Origin of the sequence: Paracoccus aestuarii, assembly GCF_028553885.1 — a bacterium.
In the GTDB taxonomy this organism is placed as follows: Bacteria; Pseudomonadota; Alphaproteobacteria; order Rhodobacterales; family Rhodobacteraceae; genus Paracoccus; species Paracoccus aestuarii.
Window position 1 is genome coordinate 1316266 of the sequence record NZ_CP067169.1, and the last position, 24330, is coordinate 1340595.

Sequence of the window (24330 nt, forward strand, 5' to 3'; positions counted from 1 at the left end):
CGGGAACGCCCCATGAACCTGCCGCCGAAAGTCACCGAACGCGCCTTTGACCGCCTGGCGCAGATCAACGAGGGCAAGGCCCCCGCAGCCCTGCGCGTCGCCGTGGCGGGGGGCGGCTGTTCGGGGTTCCAATACGACATCCGGCTGGATGCGCCCGAACCCGACGATCTGGTGCTGGAGGGCGGGGGCCAGCAGGTCGTGGTCGATCCGGTCTCGCTGCCCTATCTGGCGGGGGCGGTGATCGATTTCACCGACGAGCTGATCGGCGCGCGCTTCGTGATCGAGAACCCCAACGCGACCGCCAGCTGCGGTTGCGGCACCAGCTTTTCCATCTAGTCGCAGGGGCGGCTGCGGACCGACAGCTCCCCTTCGATGACCCGCAGACCCAGGCCGCCGGGGGTGGGCAGGGTGCGAACCTCGCCGGTCCATTCGGCGATCTGGCACAGGACGCGGCCTTCGCGGTCGGTGATGCGCAGGCCGCCGTCACCATCCGACAGGGTCAGGGCCTGGCCCTCGCGGCGGTCGCCCGCGATCCGCAGGGCGATCCGGTCTGGCAGGGTCCGTGCCCCGTCGCCGAAGAGATCGGGCAGCCCGCGCCACGCATCGGGCGGGCCGGCCGCGACGCTCAGCGCGTGATCGCCCGGCGGGGCCAGCAGGCGCAGAACCTCTCCGCCCCGCAGATAGCCCGCCAGCACCGGATCACCGGGATCGCCCAGCAGCACCGCATAGTCGCGCCCCTCGGGGGCCGCGATTTGCAACGGGATGGTCGCGGGCAGGGGGCCTTGGCGTGCCAGAAGGCCCGTCGGCGGGCGCTCGGCGGCCCAGGCCGCGCCCGTCAGGGCCAGGATCGCGATCAGGCTGCGGATCATTCCCGTCTCCGGTCGGTTCAGGTTGCCAAACGCGGGGGGCGCGATAAAGATGCGCCCATGAAAATCGCAAGCTTCAACATCAACGGCATCAAGGCCCGGATCCAGGCGCTGACCGACTGGCTGGCGGCGACCGATGCCGATCTGGTCGTGCTGCAGGAAATCAAGTCCGTGGACGAAGGCTTTCCCCGCAGCCATTTCGAGGATCTGGGCTGGCAGGTCGAAACCCATGGCCAGAAGGGCTTCAACGGCGTCGCCATCCTGTCGCGCATGCCCCTGGAGGACGTGACCCGCGGCCTGCCCGGCGACGATGCCGACGAACAGGCCCGCTATATCGAGGCGACGGTCGTGGGCAGCCGCGCGGTGCGCATCGCGGGGCTGTATCTGCCCAACGGCAACCCGGTGCCGGGGCCGAAATACGACTACAAGCTGGCTTGGATGGAACGGCTGCGCCTGCGCGCGCTGGACCTGCTGGCGACCGAGATGCCGGTCGTGATGCTGGGTGATTACAACATCATCCCCGAGGCCCGCGACGCCGCCCGCCCCGAGGTCTGGACCGATGACGCGCTGTTCCTGCCGCAGAGCCGCGCGGCCTTTCGCGCCATCGCGAACCAGGGCTGGACCGACGCGCTGCGCATCCGCGACCCTTGGGGGAGGCGCGGGCCCTTCACCTTCTGGGATTACCAGGCGGGGGCATGGGACAAGGATAACGGCATCCGCATCGACCATCTGATGCTGTCGCCCCAGGCCGCCGATCTGATGGTCGAGGCGGGGGTGGACCGCGACGCCCGCGCCGGCGAAAAGCCGAGCGATCACGTCCCGGTCTGGGTGCGCCTGGCGGCCTAGATCACCAGCACGCCCGAATGCTTGGCCTTGTGTTCGGGTTCGACATGGATGGTGATCTGGGCATCGGGCAGGCGGGCCTTCAGGCTGGCCTCGATCCGGTCGCAGATCTCATGGGCGCGCGACACGGTGGTCTGGCCGTCCACCACCAGGTGAAAGTCGATGAAGGTCACCGCCCCCGCATGACGGGTGCGCAGGTCATGCGCCTCGATCGCGCCATTGGCCTTGTCGGCGATGATGCTGCGGATGTCGGCCAGGGTGCGGTCTGGCACGGCCTCGTCCATCAGGCCCGACAGGGACGAGGCGATGACCTTCCAGCCCGACCACAGGATGTTCACCGCGACCAGCATGGCCAGCGCCGGGTCCAGCACCGCCCAGCCCGTGGTCACCGCCAGCCCGACCCCGATCAGCACCCCGCCCGAGGAGATCACGTCCGTCAGCAGGTGTTTGCCATCCGCCACCAGCGCGGGCGATCGCAGCCGCCGCCCCTGCCGGATCAGCACCCAGCACCAGACCGCGTTCACCGCCCCCGCCACCGCGTTGATCGCCAGACCCAGGCCCGCCTGTTCGATCACCCGCGGCGACTGGAAGGCGTGCCAGGCCTCGCGCATGATCAGCAGGGCCGCGACGATGATCAGCACCCCCTCCAGCACGGCGCTGAAGAATTCCGCCTTGTGATGGCCATAGGGATGGGCGTGGTCGGCGGGCCGCTGCGCGACGCGGATGGCGATCAGCGCGGCGATGGCGGTGGCGACGTTGACGATGCTTTCCAGCGCGTCCGACAGCAGCGCGACCGATCCCGTCAGCATCCAGGCCAGGGTCTTCAGCGACAGGACCAGCAGTCCCACCAGGATGCTGCCCATCGCGATCTTCATCGTGCTTGACACAGGCGGGTCCCTTCCAGCGAACTGCAAACCGTGTCCGCAGAGCATCTGGCAGAATCCGCGCGCCTTGCCAAGCCGGGTCGCGGGGGGCGGGCAAAAACATGATTGACTGACCGATCAATTAACGGCATGCTTCATGGATCAAAGAAACGGACGGCATCGGTTGCCGCGATATTCGCTGCGGCGCAGCAGGGGTCCATCCTTGCGCGGGTCCGATGGCGTGCGGCGCCCGATATATCGTTCGGACCCCTAAGCAAGGATCGCCCATGACGCCGATCATCACCGTCGCCTATCTGAGCGTGCTGGCCTGCGCGCTGTTCGTCCTGATCCGCTGGCCCCGTCTGCGGCTGCAGGGCGAAGAGCCCGTCGGCCTGTTCACCCTGATCGCGCTGCTGTTCACCGCCGGGCTGGACATGGGCCTGGTCATGCTGCCCCTGGCGGAATTCCCGATCTACGAGGAGGACCCGGCCTTCGGCTTCACCAATGCCTTGGCGATCGAGTTCGGCATGTGGGGCCCCTTGGTCTGGCTGATGTATTTCGTGGCCACCTTCTATTTCATCGCCATCGAGCCGCGGCTGCAGCTGTTCCAGGTGCCGGTGGTGAAATGGGTCTACAACCTGACGGTCATCGCGACCTGTTCCTTCACCTGCTATCTGTTCATGACCAACCTGCCGACCTATGCGCCCGACCTGCCGCAGGGCGCGGTCTGGGGGCTGGTGCTGGTGGTGATCGCCACGGCGGTCGTGTCCTCGGGGAACATGGCGGTGATGAAATGGCTGGCGATCCTGTCCAGCTATGGCTTCGGGATGCTGGCCTTCACCGCGCTGGCGATGATCGCCTTTGTCTACAGCCGGGTCGATCTATCGGATTTCTTCGGCAATGTCGTGCTGCTGTCGGATTACTTTGCACATCTGCCGCGCTTTGCGGTGCCGATCGCGGATTACCACGAATTCTACCTGTTCTGGTGGTTCGCATGGTCGATCATGATCGGCCAGTTCGTGGCGCGCTTCGTGGGCGGCATGCGGGTCTGGCAGTTGGCCGTCGCGATGGTCGCGCTGCCGGCCATTCCCCTGGGCCTGTGGTTCAGCGTGCTCTTCGTCTATCACCAGGGGGGCGTGGTCATCCCGGCCTGGCTGAACTGGTTCATGATCGCGGTGGGGATCGTCTTCGTCATCAATTCGCTGGACAGCCTGATCCGGCTCTATTCCGCGAACCTGGGCTGGACGCGCGAGGGCTTGGGCGACCGGCGCTATTATCCGCTGCATTTCCTGCTGCAGCTGGGGCTGGTCGGGGCCTTTTTTTTCACCCCGTTCGAGATCCAGTGGGTGGGGCTGGTGGTCGCGGGCCTTTATGGCGTGATCTATCTGATGATGGTGCGGCGCATCGGGGCGCTGGACGGCATCGGGACCCGGCCCGCCACCCCCAAGGGGTGACGGGTCGCGACCGCCCGGACGTCAGTCGTCGTTCGGGCGGTTGTCGCCATCGTCGCCGAAGCGGGCGTCATCGGCGAATTCATCCTCGCCCTCTTTGACGAACTTGCTGCTCAGCGCGATCGAATGGTTGTCATGGACGGGGTCCATGACGACGTCCGAGGGGATCTCGCCCACCAGCCATTCGCGCAGCTCCTCGCGGATCTCGTCGGTCTCCTGGCCCGTCACCTCGGCCAGATAGGTGATGAAGGCGCGCTGGTCGCCGTCGATCTCGTCCAGATCGGTCTCATCCGCCTCGGGCCATTTCTCGATGATCGCTTCGTAGAAGGCCGGCCAGTTTTCCTGAACATGGTGCCATTTCATCAGTAACCTCCTGTGGGAAGGCTGCCCTGGAACCAGCGCGCCGCCCCCGTTATGTCCTCGCCGACGCCGGCGACGGTGTTGCATCCGGCCAGCAATCCGCAGGCCATGACCGTAACCCAGAACATGCGCATCAGTTCGTCTCCTGCCACCAGACTTCGGGCAAAAAGCCCGGCCAGTCCCCATAGACGGGGATCCGGTCGGGGAATTTCAGATCGGCCGCATGGGCCAGACGCGAGATCGGCGAGAAGCCGACCGGGATGACATGCCGCCCCGCCATCAGGATCCGGTCCAGCGCCTGCACGGCGGCGGTGAATTCCTCGGCGCTGTCGGCCTCGACCATGCGGTCGATCATCGCCTCGGCCGCGGGGCTGTCCATGCCCATCCAGTTGCGGGTGCCCGGCTCCGTCACCCCCGCGCGCCCCCAATAGAGCCGCTGTTCGCTGCCCGGCGACAGCGACAGGGCGCGTTCATACCAGGTCATGTCGAACTGGTAGTTATTGGTGCGTTCGACATATTGCGCCGCATCCAGCAGCGTGACGCGCGGGGTGATGCCCAAGGGGCGCAGCGCCTCGACGAAGATGTTGACCATCTGCTGGGTCTCGGACCCGGTGCGCAGGGCGGTGCCGTTCTGGTTCAGCAGGATCTCGAAGGCGAAGGGGCGGCCCTCGGCGTCGCGCATCTGGCCGTCCTGGACGGTCCAGCCGGCCTCCTCCATGAGGGTGGCGGCGCGACGCAGGCCCGCGCGGTCCATGGCCCGGTCGGATCCCTCGGGCAGGGCATATCCGTCCAGCGCCCCGGGCGGCAGGTCATCGGCGAAGGGTTCCAGCAGCTCGGCCACCCGGCCCGTCGCGGGACCATCCCCCATCGCCAGGTCGGAATTCGAAAAATAGGACGTGATACGCGGGTCCACGCCCCCGTTCAGCGTCTGGTTGATGAAGCGGAAGTTGAACATCTCGATCATCGCCTGCCGCACGCGCCAGTCGTCGAAGATCGGGTTGCGGCCGTTCATCACCAGCCCCATGATCCCCGATGGGCGCTGATGCGGGATCTCGGACTGGACGATCGCGCCCTGCTGGGCTTGGGGCCAGTTGTATTCGCCGGCCCATTTCTGGGCCGAAAGCTCGCGCCAGACGGTGACCTCGCCGGCCTTGAAGGCCTCGAACATGGCATTCGCATCGCCGAAGTAATCGTATCGGATCACGTCTAGGTTATGCAGCCCCGCCGTGATCGGCAGGTCGCGCGCCCAATAGTCGGGATTGCGGCGAAAGCTGATCGAGCGGCCCGGATCGACCCGGTCCACGACATAGGGGCCGGTGCCGACCGGCGGCTCCAGGCTGGATTCGGTGAAATCGCGCCCCTCCCACTGGGACTTCTGCAGGATCGGGCGCAGCCCCATCAGCAGCGGCATCTCGCGGTCGGGCTCGGTGAAGGTCAGGCGCAGGCCGCGTTCGCCCACGGGCTCGATCGCGGCGACCCGCGACCAGGCCCCCAGATAACGCGGATGCCCCTGCGTCCCGAGCGTCTGGAAGGACCAGATCACGTCATCCAGCGTCACCGCGCTGCCATCGGAGAACCGCGCCTGCGGGTGCAGGGTGAATTCCACCCATGTGTCGTCGGGCGCGACCTCGACCGTCTCGGCCAGCAGGCCGTAAAGGGTGAAGGGCTCGTCGATGGACCGCATCATCAGCGATTCGGTGACATGCACGCCCACGCCCCAAGCGGGGTTGCCCTTGAGGATCCAGGGCTTCAGCGAATCGAAGCCGCCCGGCTCGGCCATGCGAATCGTGCCGCCCTTGGGGGCGTCGGGATTGGCATAGGGCAGGTGGTCGAAGCCCTGCGGCAGGGCGGGTTCTCCATAGATTGCAATGCCATGGGCCGGTTCGGCAAGGCTTGCCAGCGGCATTGCTGCAACACCGGCCGCCAGCATCAGCAAACGCAGATTTGTTCGCCTGATCGCGCATTTGTTAAGGTTTTCGAAGATTCGCATCGCCTGCCGCCTGTCCGTTTCTTGTTTGCCTTGGATAACAACAGGCTTGGCGGCCCTGCGTCAACCAAGCCCGGAAGATGGGTGTTGGACTCGGGCGGTTCCTCGCGTATAAATAAGTCACTGCTCGATAGGTTTCTTGCCTGTATGAAACCTGCCTCATGACTTAGCGCCCGCTTTGTGCGGGCGCCTTTTTTTCCTGATGCTGCGCCTGCGAAACCGGCCCTGCGCGCCATGCGTTGACGGGGTCTGAGGACAGATCGAGGGAGCAGCCGATGTTCGAGACATTCCTGAAGGGCAAGACCGCCGTCATCACCGGGTCGAATTCCGGCATCGGGCTGGGGGTTGCCGAACGGCTGGCCCGCGCGGGCGCCGATGTCGTGCTGAACAGCTTCACCGACCGCGACGAGGATCACCAGCTGGCCGAGAAGCTGGGCCGCGATCACGGCGTCACCGCCCGCTACATCGCGGCCGACATGTCCAAGGGCGATGCCTGCCGCCAGCTGATCGCCGATGCGGGGGCCTGCGACATCCTGGTGAACAATGCGGGCATCCAGCATGTGGCCGCCATCCCCGATTTCCCGGCGGATAAATGGGACGCGATCATCGCGATCAACATGTCCTCGGCCTTTCACACCACGGCGGCGGCGCTGCCCCTGATGCGCAAGGCGGGCTGGGGCCGGGTCATCAACATCGCATCGGCCCATGGGCTGACGGCCAGCGCCTACAAATCCGCCTATGTCGCGGCCAAGCACGGCATCGTCGGCCTGACCAAGGTCACGGGGCTGGAGACCGCGCGCGAGCCGATCACCGCCAATGCCATCTGTCCGGGCTATGTGCTGACCCCGCTGGTCGAATCCCAGATCCCCGACACGATGGAGAAATACGGCATGGGCCGCGACGAGGTGATCGAGAAGGTGCTGCTGGAACGCCAGCCGTCCAAGGAATTCGCCACGACCGACCAGCTGGGCGACACGGCCGTCTTCCTGTGCAGCGACGCCGCCGCCCAGATCACCGGGACCACGATCAGCGTCGATGGCGGCTGGACCGCGCTGTGATATGACCATGCGGGTTCAGGAACCCGTGGCGCATCAGGGCGTTGCCCCTTCAGTTCACAAATAGGAGAGACGTGATGAAGGGACTGATAGCGTGGTTCATGGGGGTTCCGGTCGTCGTGATCATCATCCTGTACCTGATCGGCATCTTTTGATGCAAAAAGGACGCCCCGCATCGCCGCGGCGTCCTTCGTTTCAAGTCCCGTGACGGATCAGGCCAGAGCGGCCTGGATCGACGGGATGTCGGAATTGGTCAGGGTCTTGGCCAGCTCCTTTCGCAGGCGCATCTGCAGCTCCTTGTGGTAATGCTTGCGCATCACGCCCAAGGTGGACGGATCGGCGATGATCGCGATGTCGTCGACCTTGTTCCGCAGGACCATCGTGTTCAGATGCTTGGCCAGATCGACCGCGAAGGCGGCCTCCTCCTCGTCGCGGGGCGAGATCTCGTCCAGCTTGGCATTCGGCCCCTCGGACAGGCTGGCGGGGGTGACCTTCTGGGCCTCGGTCAGTTCCAGCCCATGCTTGGCGCTGTTGCGAAAGATCGTCGCGGAATGTCCGTCGGCGACGACCACCACGGTGTTGTGGGGCAGCATGGTCAGCTCCTTCTCTCGTTGGCTCGATGGGGGACCAACGCGGGCCGGCAGGGGTCAGTTGCAGCCCTCGCAGAAGGCGCGGATCCGCGCCACCGCATCGGCCAGCACCGCATCGGATGTCGCATAGCTGATGCGGAAATGCGGGCTGAGCCCGAAGGCCGCGCCAAAGACCACCGCGACGCCCGTCTCGTCCAGCAGGGCATTGGCGAAGGCCTCGTCCCCGTCGATCAGGGCGCCGCCCGCGCTGCGGCGCCCGATCAGCCCCGCCATCGAGGGATAGACATAGAACGCCCCCTGCGGCACCGGGCAATCCAGCCCCGGACAGGCGTTCAGCCCCGCCACCACCAGGTCGCGGCGGCGCTGGAACACGGCGCGGCTGTCGCGGATATAGTCCTGCGGCCCGTTCAGCGCCGCCTCGGCCGCGTATTGGCTGACCGAGCAGGGGTTCGAGGTGGATTGCGACTGGACCTTGGCCATGGCCCGGATCAGATCCTCGGGGCCCGCACCATAGCCGATGCGCCAGCCGGTCATCGCATAGGATTTGCTGACCCCGTTCATGGTCAGCACCCGGTCCTTCAGCCGCGGCTCGACCTCGGCCGGGGTGCAGAAGCGGAAATCGTCGAAGACCAGGTGTTCATAGATGTCGTCGGTCAGCACCCGCACCTGCGGATGGTCCAGCAGCACATCGGTCAGCGCCCGCATCTGGTCGCGGTCATAGCCCGCCCCGGACGGGTTCGAGGGCGAATTGAGGATCAGCCACTTGGTCCGGGGCGTGATCGCGTCCCGCAGCGCCTCTGCCGTCAGCCGGAACCCCTGGTCCTGGCCGCAGGCGACGGTGACCGGGCGCCCCCCGGCCAGAACCACCATGTCGGGATAGCTGACCCAGTATGGGGCGGGCACGATCACCTCGTCGCCCTCGTCCAGCGTGGCCATGAAGGCGTTGAACAGGATCTGCTTGCCGCCCGTGCCCACGGTGATCTGGCCGGGGTGATAATCCAGCCCGTTCTCGCGCGCGAACTTGGCGACGATGGCGCGTTTCAGCGACGGCGTGCCGTCCACCGCGGTATAGCGCGTATGGCCCGCGTCGATCGCGGCCTTGGCGGCGTCGCGGATATGGGCGGGCGTGTCGAAATCGGGCTCGCCCGCGGACAGGCCGATGATGTCGCGCCCCTGGGCGCGCAGCTCGGCCGCGCGGGTGGTCATGGCGATGGTGGGCGAGGGCTTGACCCGGGCCAGCCGGTCGGAAAGGAACGCCATGGGGCACCTCTGCTGTCGGTTTGAACTGTCGGCCCGCTTGGCATACGCTGCCGGCCACGGCCTCACAAGCACGAGAGACGCGATGGACATCTATGCCGAGCCGATGGCCACCTTGGGCGACCGCCTGACCGCCGCGCGCGAGGCCGCGGGACTCGACATCGCCGCCATGGCCGAAACCCTGGGCCTGCGCCCCGAGACGCTGGAGGGGTGGGAGGTCGACCAGGCCGAACCCACGGCCAGCCTGATGGGGCGGATCGCCACGGTGACCGGGGTCTCGGCGGTTTGGCTGTTGACGGGGCAGGGGCGGGGCCCGAAAGACGACAGCGCCACCGCCGCGCTGCGCGCCGAGCTGGCCGAGCTGCGCCGCCTTCTGGCCGAGGCCGCCGCCCGCGTCGAACGCCTGGAAGAGGTCCTGAACCATGGTTGAGCTGCCCGAGAACCGCCTGAAGCGCCTGCACATGCGCAGCTGGCGGCGCGGAATGAAGGAGATGGACCTGATCCTGGGCCATTTCGCCGATGACTGTCTGGCGGATCTGCCGGGCGACCAGCTGGACCTTTATGAACGCCTGCTGGGGGAAAACGACCAGGACCTTTATCTGTGGGTGACCGACCGGATCGGCGGCGACGCGCCCACGCGCCCGGCGCCGGACCTGCTGGATCCGATGCTGGACCGGATCGCCGCCCATGCCGCGACGCGGTTTTCGGCAGGTCGCTAAAATTTTCGGCAAAACGGATCGGGCACTGTCACGCAGTTAACCGCGCATTGTCTTTTGCCTGTCATGGTTGACCCATGAAGAACAGGACAGGACATCCCGACGCCATGTTTGCCCCTGCACCACGTGACCCCGACCGGACCCTCGATCCGCATCTGCAGGATCTGGCCCTGACCGACATGACCGACGCCTATCTGGAATCGCTGCAGATTCTGGAACGGATGCACCGGCTGATGCTGGATCTGGTCAAGGATGAATTCGAACGGCTGCACAAGGGCGACCTGACGCCCGTGCAGGCCATGATCCTCTACAACCTGGGCGAGGCCGAGGTTTCGGCGGGCGAGCTGCGCTCGCGCGGCATGTATCAGGGGTCGAATGTCAGCTACAACCTGAAGAAGCTGGTGACGATGGGCTATGTCCATCACGAACGCTGCGACATGGACCGCCGGTCGGTCCGGGTCCGCTTGACGCCCGAGGGCCAGGCCGTGCGCGAGATGGTGCGCCAGCTGTTCATCCGCCACGCCCAGGGGCTGGCCAGCTCCGGCGTGCTGGAGGATCCGCCGCTGGATCAGGTCAACCTGCAATCGCGGCGGATCGAACGGTTCTGGACGGAACAGATCCGCTACATCTACTGACGCATCTCCCGGCCCCGTGGGGCCGGGATGCGGGGCCTTACCAGTGGCCCGTATTCTCCATGCTGGCCCAAGGCTCCTGCGGGGGCAGGGCGTCGCCCTCCTGCAGCAGCTCGATGGACACGTTGTCGGGGCTGCGCACGAAGGCCATGTGCCCGTCCCGCGGGGGGCGGTTGATCGTCACGCCGGCATCCTGCAGGCGCTGGCACAAGTCGTAGATATTGCCGACGCGATAGGCCAGGTGGCCGAAATGGCGGCTGTCCGAGGGCAGGCCTTCGTCGCCGTCCCAGTTATGGGTCAGTTCGACCGGGCATTCCGGCTGGCCCGGGGGCGCCATGAAGACCAAGCTGAAGCGGCCCTTGTCATTGTCGATGCGCCGGGTCTCCTCCAGGCCCAGCAGGCGGAAGAACTCCATCGTCTTGTCCAGGTCCTTCACGCGGACCATCGTATGCAGATAGCGGATGTTCATGGGATCTCCTTTCGGGTGGCCGTCAGGCTGGCACGCGCCGCGCGTCGGGGCAAGCCGGTTGAAAGCGCCAACCGGCCATGTCAAAGGGATGGCAAAAGCCACGAGGATCGCCATGCCCATCACCCCCGACCAGCAGGCCGAGATCGACAGCCAGCGCGCGAGCCCGCGCCAGACGCTGCGCGCCGTGTCCGAGGGGATGGAGCGTCACCTCTATGTCGCCCATCAGGTGCTGGATCACGGGCTGGTGCGGGTCATCGACTATATGGGCGACGATGCGGCGATCTGCCAGGCGGCGCGGGTCAGCTATGGCAAGGGGACCAAGTCGGTCCAGAACGACGAGGGCCTGATCCGCTATCTGATGCGGCATTGGCATTCGACCCCCTTCGAGATGTGCGAGGTCAAGTTCCACGTCAAGCTGCCGGTCTTCGTGGCGCGCCAGTGGATCCGCCACCGCACCGCCAATGTGAACGAATATTCCGCCCGTTATTCGATCCTGGACCGGGAATTCTACATCCCCGCGCCCGAGCATCTGGCGGCGCAATCGTCCCAGAACAACCAGGGCCGCGGCGAGGTCCTGCAGGGCGAGGAGGCGCAGCGCGTCCTCGACCTGCTGCGCGAGGATGCGATGCGCAGCTATGACAGCTACGAATCGATGCTGAGCCAAGAGGGCCAGCAGGGCCTGTCGCGCGAGCTGGCGCGGATGAACCTGCCCGCCAACATCTATACCCAGTGGTACTGGAAGGTGGATCTGCACAACCTGCTGCATTTCCTGCGCCTGCGCGCCGATTCGCATGCCCAGTACGAGATCCGCGCCTATGCCGACCTGATGTGCGACATCACCCAGGCCTGGGTCCCGGCGGCCTTCGCGGCCTTCCAGGACTATCGCATGAACGCGGTCAGCCTGTCGGCCCAAGGCGTCGCCGCCCTCAAGCGCCGCTTGGCGGGCGAGGACGTGACCCAGCAGAATTCCGGCATGGGCGCGCGCGAATGGCGCGAATTCCAGGACATTTGGGGCTGAGCGTCCTCAGGCTGGGGTGGTGATCCGGGTCCGCACCGGCTCCAGCCCGTCGATGCGCACGGTGACCGTGTCGCCTGGCGACAGGGCGCCCACACCCGCGGGCGTGCCGGTATAGATCAGGTCGCCCGCGCACAGCGTCACCAGCCGCGACAGATGCGCGATGATATCGGCCACGGGCCAGATCATGGCCGACAGCGGCGCATCCTGGCGCAGCGTGTCGTTCACCATGACCTGCAGCCGCGCATCCCCCGGCATGGCCGATCCGCGCGTGATCGCCCCACAGACCGCCGATCCGTCAAAGCCCTTGGCCATGTCCCAAGGCCGCCCCGCCGCCTTGGCCTGGGCCTGCAGGTCGCGGCGCGTCAGGTCGTTGCCCGCCGCATGCCCCCAGATCAGCGCCTGCGCCGCCGCGGGGTCGATGTCGCGCCCGCCCGCACCCAAGGCCAGGACCAGCTCGCCCTCGAAATGCAGATCCCGCGTCGCGGGGGGATAGGCCAGATCCGCATCCCCGGTCAGCAGCGCATCGGCGGGCTTGGTGAAGAAGAAGGGCGGCTCGCGGTCGGGATCATGGCCCATCTCGCGCGCGTGCTCGGCATAGTTGCGGCCCACGCAGAAGATCCGGCGGACGAAAAACCGCTCGGCGCTGTCTTGGACGGGCACCCAAGGGGCGGGGGGCTGGGTCGGGATCATGCGGCGAACACTCCGTCATCGCTGGCGAAACCCTTGATCTCGATCGGGTTTCCGCAGGGGTCCAGGAAGAACATTGTGCGCTGTTCGCCCGGCTGGCCCTCGAACCGGACCTGGGGCGGGATGTCGAAGGCCACGCCATGCGCCTGGACCCGTTCGGCCAGCGCATGCCAGTCGGCCATGGGCAGCACCGCGCCCAGATGCGGCATCAGCACCATGTGATCGCCGACCCGGCCCGTGCGGGTGGTGGGAAAGGGCGTGCCCAGATGCAGCGACAGCTGATGGCCGAAGAAGTCGAAATCGACCCAGCTCGGCGCCGACCGCCCCTCGGTGCAGCCCAGGACCTGGCCGTAGAAGCGGCGCGCCTCGTCCAGGTCGGTGACGTGGATGGCAAGGTGGAACAGCGATCTCATGGGGCCTCCGGCGTGATGCGGGGCCGATTGATGCACGACATGCAAGACCCGCGCAAGCGGGCTCAGCCCATCGCGTCCAGCAGGTCGCCCACCACCGCCGCCGTCGCGTCCCATCCTGGCAGGGACGCCCCGGCGCGCGCCGCCGCATCGGACCGCGCCCGCAGGTCCTGCGGATCGCCCAGCAGCCCGCTCAGCGCGCGGGCAAAGGCCGGGGCATCGTCGGGCGGCACCAGGATACCCGCATCACGCGGCACCGTGTCCGGGACCGCCCCGGCGCGGGTGCTGACGATGGGCAGGCCATGCAGCAGCGCCTCGTCGAAGACGATGCCATAGCCCTCGTAGCGGGTCGCAAGCGCAAAGACCGAGGCCTGGCGATAGAGCTGCGCCAGTTCCTCGGCGGGGGCGCGGCCGGCGAGGCGGATGCGGTCACCCAAGCCCGCATCGCGGATGCGGGCGGTCAGCGCGGCGACGTGATCGGCATCCCATGGGTTGCCGACGATCACCGCCTGCCACTCCTGCTCGGCGATCCGGGCCAGCGCGTCGATCAGCACGTCATGCCCCTTGCGCGGATGCAGGATCCCAACCGACAGGATCAGCGGCGGATCGCAGGGTTTGCGCCGCGGCGGATCGGCCGGGCGGTCGGTGCCGGGGCGCGCGATGCTGATGCGATGGGCGGGCACGTCATAGCGTTCGACCAGCATGGCGCGGGTATGGGGGCTGGGCACGACGACATGGCGCGCATGGGCCAGGTTCGCGCGCTCGGTCCGCCACAGATGGCGGGCCAGATCATCGGGCAGGGCGCTTTCCTGCGCCAGCGGGTGGTGGATCATCGCCAGGATCGGCGCGCGAAGCCGCGCCACGCGGTCGGGCTGCATCGCGCCGAAGGCCAGCCCGTCGATGATCACCGGGCGGTCGGGGGGCAGCGATTCCAGCCGGTCCATGGCCTGGGCCATCTGATCGGCGTCGGGGGTGGGAAAGGCGTCGGACAGGGACAGCACATCGACCTGACGGCCTTGGGCGCGCAGCCCTTCGACCAGGCGGCGGTCATAGACATAGCCGCCGGTCAGCGTGGTGATGTCGCCGGGCAGCGCGAAGGTCAGTCGGGTCGGATCGATCACGGTTCGGCCTGGATTGGGGCGGGGACGGGGCGGCTGCGGCGTTCGGCCAGCAGGACCAGCAGCCCGGGCAGGGTGCTGGCCAGGAACATCAACCCGAAGGCCAGGCTGGCCGCAAGCCCCGCCTGCGCGCTGGCCCCCGCCAAGGGGAAAAGGCCCGCGGCGGCACCCTCGCGCAGGCCCCAACCGCTGACGGTGATGGGCAGGATCATCGTCAGCAGGATCAAGGGCACCAGCACCGCGACCGAGACCACATCAAGGACAGTCCCCGTCGCCCGCGCGCAAAACGCGAAGGCCAGCAGGTTCGCCCCGGTGATCGCCAGGTTCAGCACCAGCTGCCGTGGCAGCGCTCCGCGCGTCAGCAGCGTCACGCACAGTGTGCCATGCAGGTCGCGGGCCGATTGCCCGGTCCGTCCGGGCAGCCGCCGCGCCTGCCAGATGGCCAGCGCCGCGGCCATCCCCCCCGCCAGCAGCGTCAGGATCAGCCCCAGTACCCAATCGGGCAAAGCCAGCCCGCCCGGCGTCAGCGTCACGGCCAGCACGCCCCCCGCCAGGATCAGGAACAGCGCGACCTGACCCGCCATGCGCTCGATCGCGACGGCGGCACCGGCGCGGCGCAGCCCGGCCTGATGCCGCGCCCTCAGCGCGCGGCCCGCATCGCCCAGCACGCCGCCGGGCAGGGACTGGTTCACCACCTGCGCCAGGTAATATTCGCCCACCGCCCGGCCAAGCGGGATCGACTGGCCCAAGGGCCGCGCCGTCACCCGCCAGCGCATCGCCGACAGCACGGTCTGGACCGTCAGCGCGGCCATCGCGGCGATCAGCCAGACCGGATCGGCCCGGGCCAGCAGGCGCAGGGCCTCCTGCCCGTCAAGGCCGACCCAAAGCAGGGCCATGATGATCAGCGCGGTCGCGAATTGCAGCGTTCGTTTCAGGGTCATGACGGATTTACGTCAGCCGAGCCCGAAAAGTTGCGTATAAAAAGATCGCGGATCGTCTCCATCCCCATGGCGGGGCTGCCCTGCGGGGGGATCAGCCCCGGCTGCAGGCCCCATGCGGCGGTCCGTTCGACCAGATGCGCGGGCCCGAGGACATGGACGGGAACCTCGCGCCGCTCGTCCAGTCCGATCGAGCTGGCCGCCTGGTGATCGCCCACCAGCACCATCAGCGGCGGGTCACCGGCATGGCGCAGCGCGTATTCGACCGTGGTGCGCAGGGTATAGTCGATCGTGGCGCGGTAATGGTCGCGCACCCGGTCGCGGTCGCGCCACAACACGTTCGGGGGGTCGCCCTCCTGCGCCATGGCGTCGAATTCGGTCCCGTCGGTGATCGCGTCCCAGTCCAGCAGGCGCGGCACCGGCGTCCAGGGCGCATGCGAGGAGATCAGCGCGATCTGCGCGAAGAGCCGCCGCGGATCGCTGCCGTCGCGCAGCAGGCGGTCGGCGGCCAGCATGGTGAACTGATCGGGCATGGTGACCCAGTTGAAGGGCAGGCCTTCATAGCCCAGATCGGGCGCGGCCAGGATGCGCTGAAACCCCATGGTCGATGCCTCGGGCCAGGGGCGCACGATTGCGGGCATCACGGCGGCGGTGCGGAACCCCGCATCGGCGGCATGGTGGAACAGCCCGCGCCGCCCGCTGGCGATGGCCGCCTGATAGCGGACCTGGTTGTCGATCCACAGCCCGTTGCTCAGGGTGGCATGGGCCAGCCAGCTCTGGCCGCCATGGGTGGGGGCGGTGAAGAAGCCCGATGCCATGGCGATGCCCGCATCCTCCAGCTGGCCCTGAGCCTCGCGCAGGGTGTCCAGATGCATCTCGGCGAAGAACTCGGTGTCGAAGCTGGTCCGGCCATAGCTCTCCAGATAGATGACCAGCACGTCGCGGTCGATCAGGGCGAAGGGCCGGTCCAGCCCGTCCAGGCTGTCGGTCGCGGCCTCCAGGCGAAAGCGGCGCAGCTCGGTCAGGGTGCGCCCGGCCAGCTGCACCCGGTCGGTCGCATAGCCATAGGCCAGGGGCTGGGCCCATCCGGGCAGCGGCGCGACCGGCAGGGCCGCGGCCAGGGCCAGCGCCGCGGCGCCCGTGCCGATCCGCCAGCCGCGCGGCGGGGCCGCCCGGCGCAGCTTGCCCATCGCCCACCACAGCGCGGCCAGGATCGCCCCGGTCGCCACCAGCGCGGCGATCACCGCGGCGATGGCCGTGGCCACGCCCAGGCTGCCCGCGATCAGCCGCACGGAGGCGTCGATCAGCGGCAGGTCCGCCACCGGGTTGAACCGGCGGCCCAGGCTTTCCTGCATCGCCATGTCGGCGACCTTCAGCACCGTCATCGGCCCCAAGGTCACCACCGCCGCCATGCGCAGCACCGACCCCGCCGCCGTCCGGCCCAAGGCCAGCAGGCCCAGCACCAGGACCAGCAGCTCGGGCGCGGGGCGGGCGAAGGCGGCCCAGCCCAGGTGATCCAGCCGCGCGGGCAGCGCGATCAGCAGATGCAGCACGACCAGCGCGGCGAGGACGCCCAAGGCGCGGCGCGGGGTCATCGGTGCCTCCACAGCCAGAGAACATCGCGGGCGAATGACCAGACCAGCGCGACCGATGCGATGCGCGCCTGGATGATGCCCGTATCGGGCGGCATCTGCGGGATCTGCAGCGCGATCAGCGTGGCCAGCTGCAGCACGCAGACGCCCTTGCGGAAATAGCTGACGGGCAGGGGCGCCATGATCCAGGGCCAGATCAGACCCGCCCCCGCGAACAGGTATCGCATCACGCCCAAGACCAGCACCTCGGCCCCGACCGGGCTGCCCGCCAAGGCATGCAGGGCCAGGATCAGGGCCAAGGCGGCATCGACCTCCATGTCGAAGCGGGCGCCGAAATCCGAACACAGGTTGGCCCGGCGCGCCAGATAGCCGTCCACCCCGTCCAGGGTCAGCGAGATCGCCGCCACCGCCGCCACCAGCCATCCCGCGGGCGCATCGCCCATCAGGGGCGCGATCAGCGCGGCGGTCAGCGCCACCCGCATCAGCGTGACCGTGTTGCAGGCGCCCATCACCGCATGGGGGTAATGCCGCCGCATCCCGACGGCCACGATCCCCGCCGCGGCCAGATAGACCGCCCCCGCGACCAAGGCCCCCGTGCCTTGGCCCAGCACGATGACCGACACGGCCAGGTTCAGCGCCAGCCCCGCGGGAACGGCCAGGATCCAACCCCTCGGGCAGGGCGGCGCCCGGCGGGGCTGCGGGGCGGTCGGTCGGGGCGATGGGGGGCGGGAAATCTGCATCGGTCGAACATATGACAGGGGCATGACGCGTCAAGCGCGTTCGGCGGGCTTGCCAGACGGGCCCCCTCGGCTATCCTGCCATGGCGGGGGGATCGGGCCATGGATGGACGGGCAAGGGGCTATGGGACGACGGCGCGGCTGCTGCATTGGCTGGTCGCGCTGTTGATCTTGCTGATGATTCCCGCGGGATACCTGATGACGGGCGAGGGGCTGGCCCGCGGCACGCGCGATGCTCTGTTCCTCTTTCACAAGAACGTGGGGGCCGCGCTGATCGCGGTCGTGGCGCTGCGCCTGGTCTGGCGGCTGACCCATCCGCCCGCGCCGCTGCCCGCGCATCTGCCCGCATGGCAGCGCCGCGCGGCGGGGCTGTCGCATGCGGGACTTTACGTGCTGATGGTGGTGATGCCCCTCTCGGGCTATGTCCGGGTGCGGGCGGGGGGCTTTCCGATCGAGGCGCTGGACCGCATCGGCCTTCCGGGCCTGGTGCCGCGATCGGATGCGCTGGCGCAGGCGGCCAGCAATCTGCATGCCGCGGCGGCCTGGGGGCTGATCGCGCTGCTGGCGCTGCATCTGGCGGCGGCGGCCCAGCACGCCCTGATCCATCGCGACGGCATCTGGCAGCGGATCTGGCCGCCGATCCGCCGGGGCTGACCCCGCGCCAAACCTCTGGACAGGGCGGTTCGCTTTCGCTATCGACGCCCGGTGGCGCGGGATATTTTGCCTGCATCTAACCAGCGACCTGCGCGCATTGCGAAAAATCAATCCAAACCCATCGAACGAAATCCGCGGCGGTGCGTTTGCCGTCACGCCGCATTGCGGCCGTCCTGCCAGAGGTGCCCGTGTCCGACCGTTCCCCGATCCGTCTTTCCGCCCGCCAGATCGACCTGTCCATCCTGATCCTGGTCAGCGTCGTCATCGGCGGCGTCTTTGTCCTGGACCTGGTCTTTCCCTTGGGGACGGCGGTGTGGCTGCTCTATCTGCTGCCCTTGGGCCTCAGCTTTGCGGGGCGCTGGTCCTGGCTGCCGCCCGTGGTGGCGGGGCTGGCCTGCCTGGCGATGGCGGCGGGCTATGTCGCCGATCTGGTGATCTTTCCCGAGGCCGGGATCGCGCCGCTGGTCGCGGGGGCGAACCGGGCGATGGCGGGGCTGATCTGTCTGATGCTGGGCGGCATGGGCCGCAAGCTGATCCAGAACCGCCAGTCCCTGACGCGCGAGGGCTGGATCACCCAGACCCAGGCCGCCGTGTCCCGCGCCGTCCAGGGGGAACTGGACGCGCAGCGCTTGGGCCGGGCGGTCCTGGGCGTGCTGGGCGACCGGATCGGCGCGCGGGCCGCGGTGATCTATGGCCGCAACGGCAACGGCCACCGCCTGCTGGCCCATTGGGGCATCGACGCCACCACCTTGGCCGAGCGCGTGACCGAGGGCGAGGGCCATCTGGGCCGTGCCCTGGCCGATGGCCAGGTGGTCGCGCTGCGGCTGCCCCCGGACGAATCGCTGGTCTGGGCCTCGGGGCTGGCGCGCGGCGCCGTGCCCCATGTGCTGATCGTGCCGCTGTCGGACGGGCAGGGGGTGAACGGGGTGATCGAATTCGGGCTGGACCGGCCCGCATCGGCGGACCTTCTGGACCTGTTCGCGCGCTTGGGCGACCGGATCGGCGTGGCGCTGCGCTCTGCCATCTATCGCCAGCAGCTGCAGGAGCTGCTGGAGGAGACCCGCCGCCAGTCCGAGGAGCTGCGCGCCCATGGCGAGGAGCTGGCCGCCTCGAACGAGGAGCTGGAGGAGCAGACCCGCGCCCTGCAGGACAGCCAGCGCCTGCTGGAGGCCCAGCAGACCGAGCTGGAGACCCAGAACGCCCAGCTGGAAAGCCAGACCCAGGAGCTGGAGGAACAGCGCGACGCGCTGGCCCGGTCGCGCCGCATGCTGGAGGACCAGGCCGAGGAGCTGTCCCGCGAGAGCCGCTACAAATCCGAATTCGTCGCCAATATGAGCCACGAGCTGCGCACGCCGCTGAACGCGCTGCTGATCATGTCGCGCCTGCTGGCCGAGAACCGGCCCCGCACGCTGACCGACGAACAGGTCCGGTGGGCCGAGACGATCGAGGCGTCGGGCAAGGACCTGCTGGCGCTGATCAACGACATCCTGGACCTGTCCAAGATCGAATCGGGCAAGCTGGACCTGTCGCGCGACCTGATCCAGCCCCAGGCCTTGGCCGAAAAGCTGACCCGCGCCTTCGAGGCTCAGGCCCGCCAGAAGAACCTGCGCCTGGTGACCGAGATCGCCCCCGGCACACCGGATTTCGAATCCGACCGCCAGCGCCTGGAACAGGTTCTGCGCAACTTTCTGTCCAATGCGCTGAAATTCACCGAGCGCGGCCAGATCACCCTGCGCGTGGCCCCCGCCGCTCAGGGCGTGGCCCTGTCGGTCACCGATACCGGCATCGGCATCGACGCCGACCAGCAGGAGGCCGTCTTCGAGGCCTTCCGCCAGGCCGATGGCACGATCTCGCGCCGGTTCGGGGGAACGGGGCTGGGCCTGTCGATCTCGCGCGAACTGGCGGACCTGCTGGGCGGGCGGGTGACGTTGACCAGCGAGGCGGGAAAGGGCAGCACCTTCACCCTGCTGCTGCCCGCGACCATGCCCCTGCAACAGCCGGTCCCCGCCCGCGCCGCGCCCGCCCGCGCGACCGTGGATGGCGGCCCGGCGGCCATGCCCGACCCTGCGGAGGGGGTCCTGATGCTGGACGCGCTGCCGGGTGTCGATGACGACCGCGCGGCCATCCAGCCCGGCGACCGGGTGATGCTGGTGGTCGAGGATGACGCGGCCTTCGCGCGCCTGCTCTTGGATCTGGCGCGCGAGCTGGGGTTCCGCGGCGTCTGCGTGGGCCGGGCCGATGACGCGGTGCGCGCCGCGCGCCATTTCCTGCCCCATGCGATCGTGATGGATGTGGGCCTGCCCGACCATTCGGGCCTGTCGGCGCTGGACCGGCTGAAGCGCGACACCAGCACGCGGCACATCCCCGTGCATATGGTCTCGGCCGAGGATTACACCAAGGAGGCGCTGGCCCAGGGCGCGATCAGCTACATGATGAAGCCGGTCAGCCGCGACCAGCTGGCCGAAGCGATCCGCAGCCTGGAGGACCGTCTGGATCAGCGCCTGCGCCGGGTGCTGATCGTCGAGGACGACCCCGCCCAGATGGAGGGGCTGCGCGCCCTGCTGACCAGCGACGGGGTCGAGACCGTGGGCGCGGGCACCGCCGCCGCCGCGCTGCAGATCTGCCGGACGCAGACGGTGGACTGCATCGTGCTGGACATGACGCTGCCCGACGCATCCGGCTTCGACCTGCTGCAGCAGCTGGACCAGGACGGCACCGCATCCTTCCCGCCGGTCATCGTCTATACCGCCCGCGCGCTCTCCGAGGCCGAGGAGCAGCGCCTGCGCCGCTATTCGAAATCGATCATCATCAAGGGCGCGAAATCGCCCGAACGCCTGATCAACGAGGTGACGCTGTTCCTGCATCAGGTCGTGTCCGACCTGCCGCAGAAACAGCGCGACATGCTGGCCGCGTCCCTGAACCGCGACGCCCAGCTGGAGGGGCGCCGCATCCTGGTGGTCGAGGATGACATCCGCAACATCTATGCCCTGACCGGCGTTTTCGAGCCGCATGGCGCCACCGTCCAGATCGCCCGCAACGGCCGCGAGGCGCTGGAGGCCTTGGGCCGCATCAATGACGGCGCCGCGCCCAAGGTGGACCTGGTCCTGATGGATGTGATGATGCCCGAGATGGACGGCCTGACCGCCACGCGCGAGATCCGCAAGATCGACCGCTGGAAGACGCTGCCCATCATCATGCTGACCGCCAAGGCCATGGCCGAGGATCAGAACCAGTGCCTGGCCGCGGGTGCCAACGACTATCTGCCCAAGCCCCTGGACGTGGACAAGCTGTTGTCGCTGACGCGGGTCTGGATGCGCCGATGACCCTGGACCCGGTTGCCCCCCGGCCCGGCGACGCGATCGAGTTGGACCTGTTCCTCGAGGCGCTGATGCGGCGGTATCATTACGATTTCCGGTCCTATTCGCGCGCCTCGCTGGTCCGGCGGGCGGAGCTGGCGCGCGACAGGCTGGGCTGTGCGACGCTGTCGGAACTGCAGGGGCGGCTCTTGCATGACGATGCGGTCCTGCCCGACATCATCGACGCCATGACCGTCCAGGTCAGCGAGATGTTCCGCGACCCGTCCTATTACGCGGCCCTGCGGCGCGAGGTGATCCCGCATCTGCAGACCTTCCCCTCGCTCAAGGTCTGGGTGGCGGGCTGCGCGGATGGCGAGGAGCTTTATTCCCTGGCGATCCTGTTCGACGAGGCGGGGCTGTTTGACCGCACGCTGTTCTACGCGACCGAGATCAACCCCCGCGCCCTGGCCCGGGCCGAGGCGGGGGTCTATGACATCGACCGGCTGGCCGTCTTCTCGCGCAACTATCAGCAGGCGGGCGGGGCGGGGTCGCTGTCGGATTACTACACCGCCGCCTATGGGCGGGTCGCCTTCGACCGGCGGCTGCGCGCGCGCACGGTCTTTACCGAACACAACCTGGCCACCGACCAGGTGTTTTCCGAGGTGCATCTGATCTCCTGCCGCAACGTGCTGATCTATTTCGACAACCGGTTGCAGGACCGGGCCGTGGGCCTTTTTGCCGAGGCCTTGGCGCGCGACGGTTTCCTGGGCCTCGGCTCGCATGAGACGCTGCGCTTTTCCACCCATGCCGCCCGCTTCGCGGCATTCGCCGAACCCGACCGGATCTGGCGCCGGACCGCCGACCAGAGGATACCGCATGCCTGACAGACCCATCCGTTTCCTGATCGTCGACGATGTCGCCGAAAACATCATGGCGCTGGAGGCGCTGCTGCGCCGCGACGGGCTGGTGGTCGACAGCGCCCGGTCGGCGACCGAGGCGCTGGAGCTGATGCTGCGCCATGATTACGCGCTGGCCTTCCTGGACGTGCAGATGCCCGGCACCGACGGCTACGAGCTGGCCGAGCTGATGCGGTCCACCGAACGCACCCGCGGCGTGCCCATCATCTTCGTCACCGCGGCCGAGATGGACGAGGCGCGCCGCTTCCGCGGCTACGAGGCGGGGGCGGTGGACTACATCTTCAAGCCCATCGACCCGATGATCCTGAAATCCAAGGCCGAGGTCTTCTTCCGCATCGGCCGCCAGGCCAAGGACCTGGAACGCCAGCGCGACGAGATGCAGGAGATCGCGCGCCATCGCGACCAGGCCATGGCCCAGCTGAAGGCCCATGCCGACAATTCGCCCCTGGCCTTCGTGACGCTGGATCGCGACCTGTCGGTGCGCAGCTGGTCCAAGGGGGCGGAACGCATGTTCGGGCGCGCGGCGGGCGATCTGCTGGGCCTGCCCGCCACGGCCTCGGGCTGGCTGGATCAGGGGGGCGCGGATCTGCTGCATGACTGGCTGGACTGCCGCCGGGACGACGCGCCGCGCTTTTCGGCCGAACTGTCGCTGGATCATGCCGATATCGGCCCGATCTCCTGCGAGGTCTATGGATCGGTGCTGACCGACGGCGCGGGGCGTCCGACCCTGTCGCTGCAGCTTCTGGACATCACCGAACGCAAGCAGGCCGAGGAGATCCGCGCCCTGCTGATCGGCGAGCTGAACCACCGCATCAAGAACACCCTAGCCAATGTCCAGGCCATCGCCCGCCAGAGCCTGCGCCAATCCGCCAGCCTGGCCGATTTCGAGGTCAGCTTCGGCGGCCGGCTGCAGGCCTTGGCGCGGGCCCATTCGATCCTGTCGGACGCCACTTGGGCCAGCGCGCCGCTGGATCAGCTGATCGACGACCAGATCAATTCGGGCACGCTGGACGCGGACCGGCTGCGCCGCAGCGGCCCGCCGGTCGAACTGTCCCCCGACACGATGCTGCGCATGGCCCTGACCCTGCACGAGCTGGGCACCAATGCCGCGAAATACGGCGCGCTGTCCTCCGTGGATGGCATGGTCGACCTGTCCTGGCGGCTGGAGGGCGGGGCGCTGGTCCTGACCTGGCGCGAGAGCGGCGGCCCCGAGGTGCGCGCGCCCCAGTCCGAGGGTTTCGGGACCACGCTGATCTCGGCCGCGGGGGGCGGGGATCCGGCCGCCGTCAGCGCCGATTGGCGTCCGGAGGGCGTCGTCTGGACCATCCGCATCGGCGACGGCGTGACCCGCATGGCCGCGCCCGAGGCCGTCGCCGCCCCCGGCGCCGCCGCCCAGCCCCGCCCGCGATCGCTGAAGGGCTGCCGCGTGCTGCTGGTCGAGGACGAGCCCCTGGTCGCGCTGGACCTGCGCTTCGAGCTGGAGGATGCGGGCGCCACGGTCACCGGCGTCGCCCGCAGCGTGGCCGAGGCGATGGAGGCCGGGCGCGACGCCTCCGCCATCGACCTGGTGCTGCTGGACGGCAACTTGAAGGGCGAGCCGGTGGATGCGATCGCTGCGATGCTGGACGATCAGGCGGTGCCCTTCTGCTTCGTCTCGGGCTATGGGCGCGAACATCTGCCTGCGGGGTTCGATCACGCGCCGCTGATCGAAAAGCCCTTTCGCCCCGATACGCTGCGCAGCGTGCTGACGGGCCTTCTGGCCGCGCGCCTGCCCGCGGAATAGGGGCAGAATAAGAACAGGGATCGCGCCCGGGGCGCCCCGCCCCGGCCATCTCGCCCGCCCGCCCGGCCCCGGTCCGCCATTCCCGGCGCGG

At 68.4% G+C, this 24330-nt stretch carries 26 protein-coding genes; 12 read left to right on the plus strand and 14 right to left on the minus strand.

Annotated elements, in window-relative coordinates; translation table 11 throughout:
• The first annotated feature begins 12 nt into the window (after positions 1–12).
• A complete protein-coding gene (locus JHW48_RS06755) occupies positions 13–336 on the plus strand; it encodes a HesB/IscA family protein (protein WP_119886067.1) in 324 nt (107 codons plus the stop codon).
• On the opposite strand, the gene JHW48_RS06760 is transcribed toward JHW48_RS06755, so the two are convergent.
• Entirely contained in the window at positions 333–869 is a 537-nt protein-coding gene (locus JHW48_RS06760) for a hypothetical protein (RefSeq protein WP_119886066.1), read from the minus strand. The two genes, JHW48_RS06755 and JHW48_RS06760, sit on opposite strands and share 4 nt — an antisense overlap.
• Positions 870–926: 57 nt before the next feature.
• Between JHW48_RS06760 and xth the strand changes: the two genes are divergently transcribed.
• Positions 927–1712, plus strand: a complete 786-nt coding sequence (gene xth, locus JHW48_RS06765; RefSeq protein ID WP_119886065.1) for an exodeoxyribonuclease III — start codon at positions 927–929, stop codon at positions 1710–1712.
• Here the strand turns inward: xth and JHW48_RS06770 are convergent.
• Positions 1709–2596, minus strand: a complete 888-nt coding sequence (locus JHW48_RS06770; protein WP_119886064.1) for a cation diffusion facilitator family transporter — start codon at positions 2594–2596, stop codon at positions 1709–1711. The genes xth and JHW48_RS06770 overlap by 4 nt on opposite strands.
• A 263-nt stretch (positions 2597–2859) precedes the next feature.
• Here JHW48_RS06770 and JHW48_RS06775 point away from each other — a divergent pair, with 263 nt between their 5' ends.
• Entirely contained in the window at positions 2860–4026 is a 1167-nt protein-coding gene (locus tag JHW48_RS06775) for a BCCT family transporter (RefSeq protein ID WP_119886063.1), read from the plus strand.
• Between the two features lie 21 nt (positions 4027–4047).
• Here JHW48_RS06775 and JHW48_RS06780 read toward each other — a convergent pair whose 3' ends face one another.
• Genes JHW48_RS06780 through JHW48_RS06790 form a run of 3 tightly spaced genes read right to left on the minus strand, consistent with a single transcriptional unit; the run spans position 4048 to position 6373 of the window.
• Entirely contained in the window at positions 4048–4386 is a 339-nt protein-coding gene (locus JHW48_RS06780; RefSeq protein ID WP_119886062.1) for a hypothetical protein, read from the minus strand.
• The gene (locus JHW48_RS06785; protein ID WP_272835825.1) at positions 4386–4517 is read right to left on the minus strand and encodes a hypothetical protein; all 132 of its coding nucleotides are present in this window, start codon (positions 4515–4517) and stop codon (positions 4386–4388) included. Before JHW48_RS06785 ends, JHW48_RS06780 begins: the two co-directional genes overlap by 1 nt.
• Entirely contained in the window at positions 4517–6373 is a 1857-nt protein-coding gene (locus JHW48_RS06790) for an extracellular solute-binding protein (RefSeq protein WP_119886061.1), read from the minus strand. The genes JHW48_RS06785 and JHW48_RS06790 overlap by 1 nt, the downstream gene beginning before the upstream one ends.
• Positions 6374–6645: 272 nt before the next feature.
• Between JHW48_RS06790 and JHW48_RS06795 the strand changes: the two genes are divergently transcribed.
• On the plus strand, positions 6646–7428 hold the full coding sequence (locus JHW48_RS06795) for a 3-hydroxybutyrate dehydrogenase (RefSeq protein WP_119886060.1): 783 nt from the start codon (positions 6646–6648) through the stop codon (positions 7426–7428).
• A 209-nt stretch (positions 7429–7637) separates the two neighbouring features.
• Here JHW48_RS06795 and JHW48_RS06800 read toward each other — a convergent pair whose 3' ends face one another.
• Both JHW48_RS06800 and JHW48_RS06805 read right to left on the minus strand, forming a co-directional pair.
• Complete coding sequence (locus JHW48_RS06800) at positions 7638–8018, minus strand: baeRF12 domain-containing protein (RefSeq protein ID WP_119886059.1); 381 nt, start codon at positions 8016–8018, stop codon at positions 7638–7640.
• Positions 8019–8072: 54 nt separating this feature from the next.
• Positions 8073–9275: a pyridoxal phosphate-dependent aminotransferase gene (locus JHW48_RS06805; protein WP_119886058.1), complete on the minus strand. Its 1203-nt coding sequence runs from the start codon at positions 9273–9275 to the stop codon at positions 8073–8075.
• Positions 9276–9357: 82 nt separating this feature from the next.
• Here JHW48_RS06805 and JHW48_RS06810 point away from each other — a divergent pair, with 82 nt between their 5' ends.
• From JHW48_RS06810 to JHW48_RS06820, 3 genes are all read left to right on the plus strand, one after another.
• Positions 9358–9702, plus strand: a complete 345-nt coding sequence (locus JHW48_RS06810) for a helix-turn-helix domain-containing protein (protein ID WP_170152277.1) — start codon at positions 9358–9360, stop codon at positions 9700–9702.
• Positions 9695–9991, plus strand: coding sequence for an FAD assembly factor SdhE (locus JHW48_RS06815; protein WP_119886057.1), 297 nt, complete (start codon positions 9695–9697; stop codon positions 9989–9991). The genes JHW48_RS06810 and JHW48_RS06815 overlap by 8 nt, the downstream gene beginning before the upstream one ends.
• Positions 9992–10095: 104 nt before the next feature.
• On the plus strand, positions 10096–10623 hold the full coding sequence (locus JHW48_RS06820) for a MarR family winged helix-turn-helix transcriptional regulator (RefSeq protein WP_119886056.1): 528 nt from the start codon (positions 10096–10098) through the stop codon (positions 10621–10623).
• A 37-nt stretch (positions 10624–10660) separates the two neighbouring features.
• Here the strand turns inward: JHW48_RS06820 and JHW48_RS06825 are convergent, their stop codons facing one another.
• The gene (locus JHW48_RS06825; protein ID WP_119886055.1) at positions 10661–11089 is read right to left on the minus strand and encodes a VOC family protein; all 429 of its coding nucleotides are present in this window, start codon (positions 11087–11089) and stop codon (positions 10661–10663) included.
• A 112-nt stretch (positions 11090–11201) separates the two neighbouring features.
• On the opposite strand from JHW48_RS06825, the gene thyX reads away from it, so the two are divergent.
• Positions 11202–12107, plus strand: a complete 906-nt coding sequence (thyX, locus tag JHW48_RS06830; RefSeq protein WP_119886054.1) for an FAD-dependent thymidylate synthase — start codon at positions 11202–11204, stop codon at positions 12105–12107.
• A gap of 6 nt (positions 12108–12113) precedes the next feature.
• Here thyX and JHW48_RS06835 read toward each other — a convergent pair whose 3' ends face one another.
• The 6 genes from JHW48_RS06835 to JHW48_RS06860 form a co-directional block, all read right to left on the minus strand.
• The gene (locus JHW48_RS06835; protein WP_119886053.1) at positions 12114–12797 is read right to left on the minus strand and encodes a fumarylacetoacetate hydrolase family protein; all 684 of its coding nucleotides are present in this window, start codon (positions 12795–12797) and stop codon (positions 12114–12116) included.
• Complete coding sequence (locus tag JHW48_RS06840) at positions 12794–13207, minus strand: VOC family protein (RefSeq protein WP_119886052.1); 414 nt, start codon at positions 13205–13207, stop codon at positions 12794–12796. Before JHW48_RS06840 ends, JHW48_RS06835 begins: the two co-directional genes overlap by 4 nt.
• 62 nt (positions 13208–13269) lie before the next feature.
• Complete coding sequence (locus JHW48_RS06845; RefSeq protein WP_336390903.1) at positions 13270–14325, minus strand: glycosyltransferase family 4 protein; 1056 nt, start codon at positions 14323–14325, stop codon at positions 13270–13272.
• Positions 14322–15263: a lysylphosphatidylglycerol synthase transmembrane domain-containing protein gene (locus tag JHW48_RS06850; RefSeq protein WP_119886051.1), complete on the minus strand. Its 942-nt coding sequence runs from the start codon at positions 15261–15263 to the stop codon at positions 14322–14324. Before JHW48_RS06850 ends, JHW48_RS06845 begins: the two co-directional genes overlap by 4 nt.
• Entirely contained in the window at positions 15260–16855 is a 1596-nt protein-coding gene (locus JHW48_RS06855) for an alkaline phosphatase family protein (RefSeq protein ID WP_119886050.1), read from the minus strand. The genes JHW48_RS06850 and JHW48_RS06855 overlap by 4 nt, the downstream gene beginning before the upstream one ends.
• Complete coding sequence (locus JHW48_RS06860) at positions 16852–17592, minus strand: CDP-alcohol phosphatidyltransferase family protein (RefSeq protein ID WP_272835826.1); 741 nt, start codon at positions 17590–17592, stop codon at positions 16852–16854. The genes JHW48_RS06855 and JHW48_RS06860 overlap by 4 nt, the downstream gene beginning before the upstream one ends.
• 99 nt (positions 17593–17691) lie before the next feature.
• Here JHW48_RS06860 and JHW48_RS06865 point away from each other — a divergent pair, with 99 nt between their 5' ends.
• From JHW48_RS06865 to JHW48_RS06880, 4 genes are all read left to right on the plus strand, one after another.
• Entirely contained in the window at positions 17692–18243 is a 552-nt protein-coding gene (locus JHW48_RS06865) for a cytochrome b (RefSeq protein WP_119887706.1), read from the plus strand.
• A 188-nt stretch (positions 18244–18431) separates the two neighbouring features.
• Positions 18432–21566, plus strand: coding sequence for a response regulator (locus tag JHW48_RS06870; protein WP_240637972.1), 3135 nt, complete (start codon positions 18432–18434; stop codon positions 21564–21566).
• On the plus strand, positions 21563–22423 hold the full coding sequence (locus JHW48_RS06875; protein ID WP_119887705.1) for a CheR family methyltransferase: 861 nt from the start codon (positions 21563–21565) through the stop codon (positions 22421–22423). The genes JHW48_RS06870 and JHW48_RS06875 overlap by 4 nt, the downstream gene beginning before the upstream one ends.
• Positions 22416–24239 carry a response regulator gene (locus JHW48_RS06880; protein WP_119887704.1) on the plus strand — a complete coding sequence of 608 codons (1824 nt, stop codon included), beginning with the start codon at positions 22416–22418 and terminating at the stop codon, positions 24237–24239. Before JHW48_RS06875 ends, JHW48_RS06880 begins: the two co-directional genes overlap by 8 nt.
• Positions 24240–24330 lie beyond the last annotated feature (91 nt).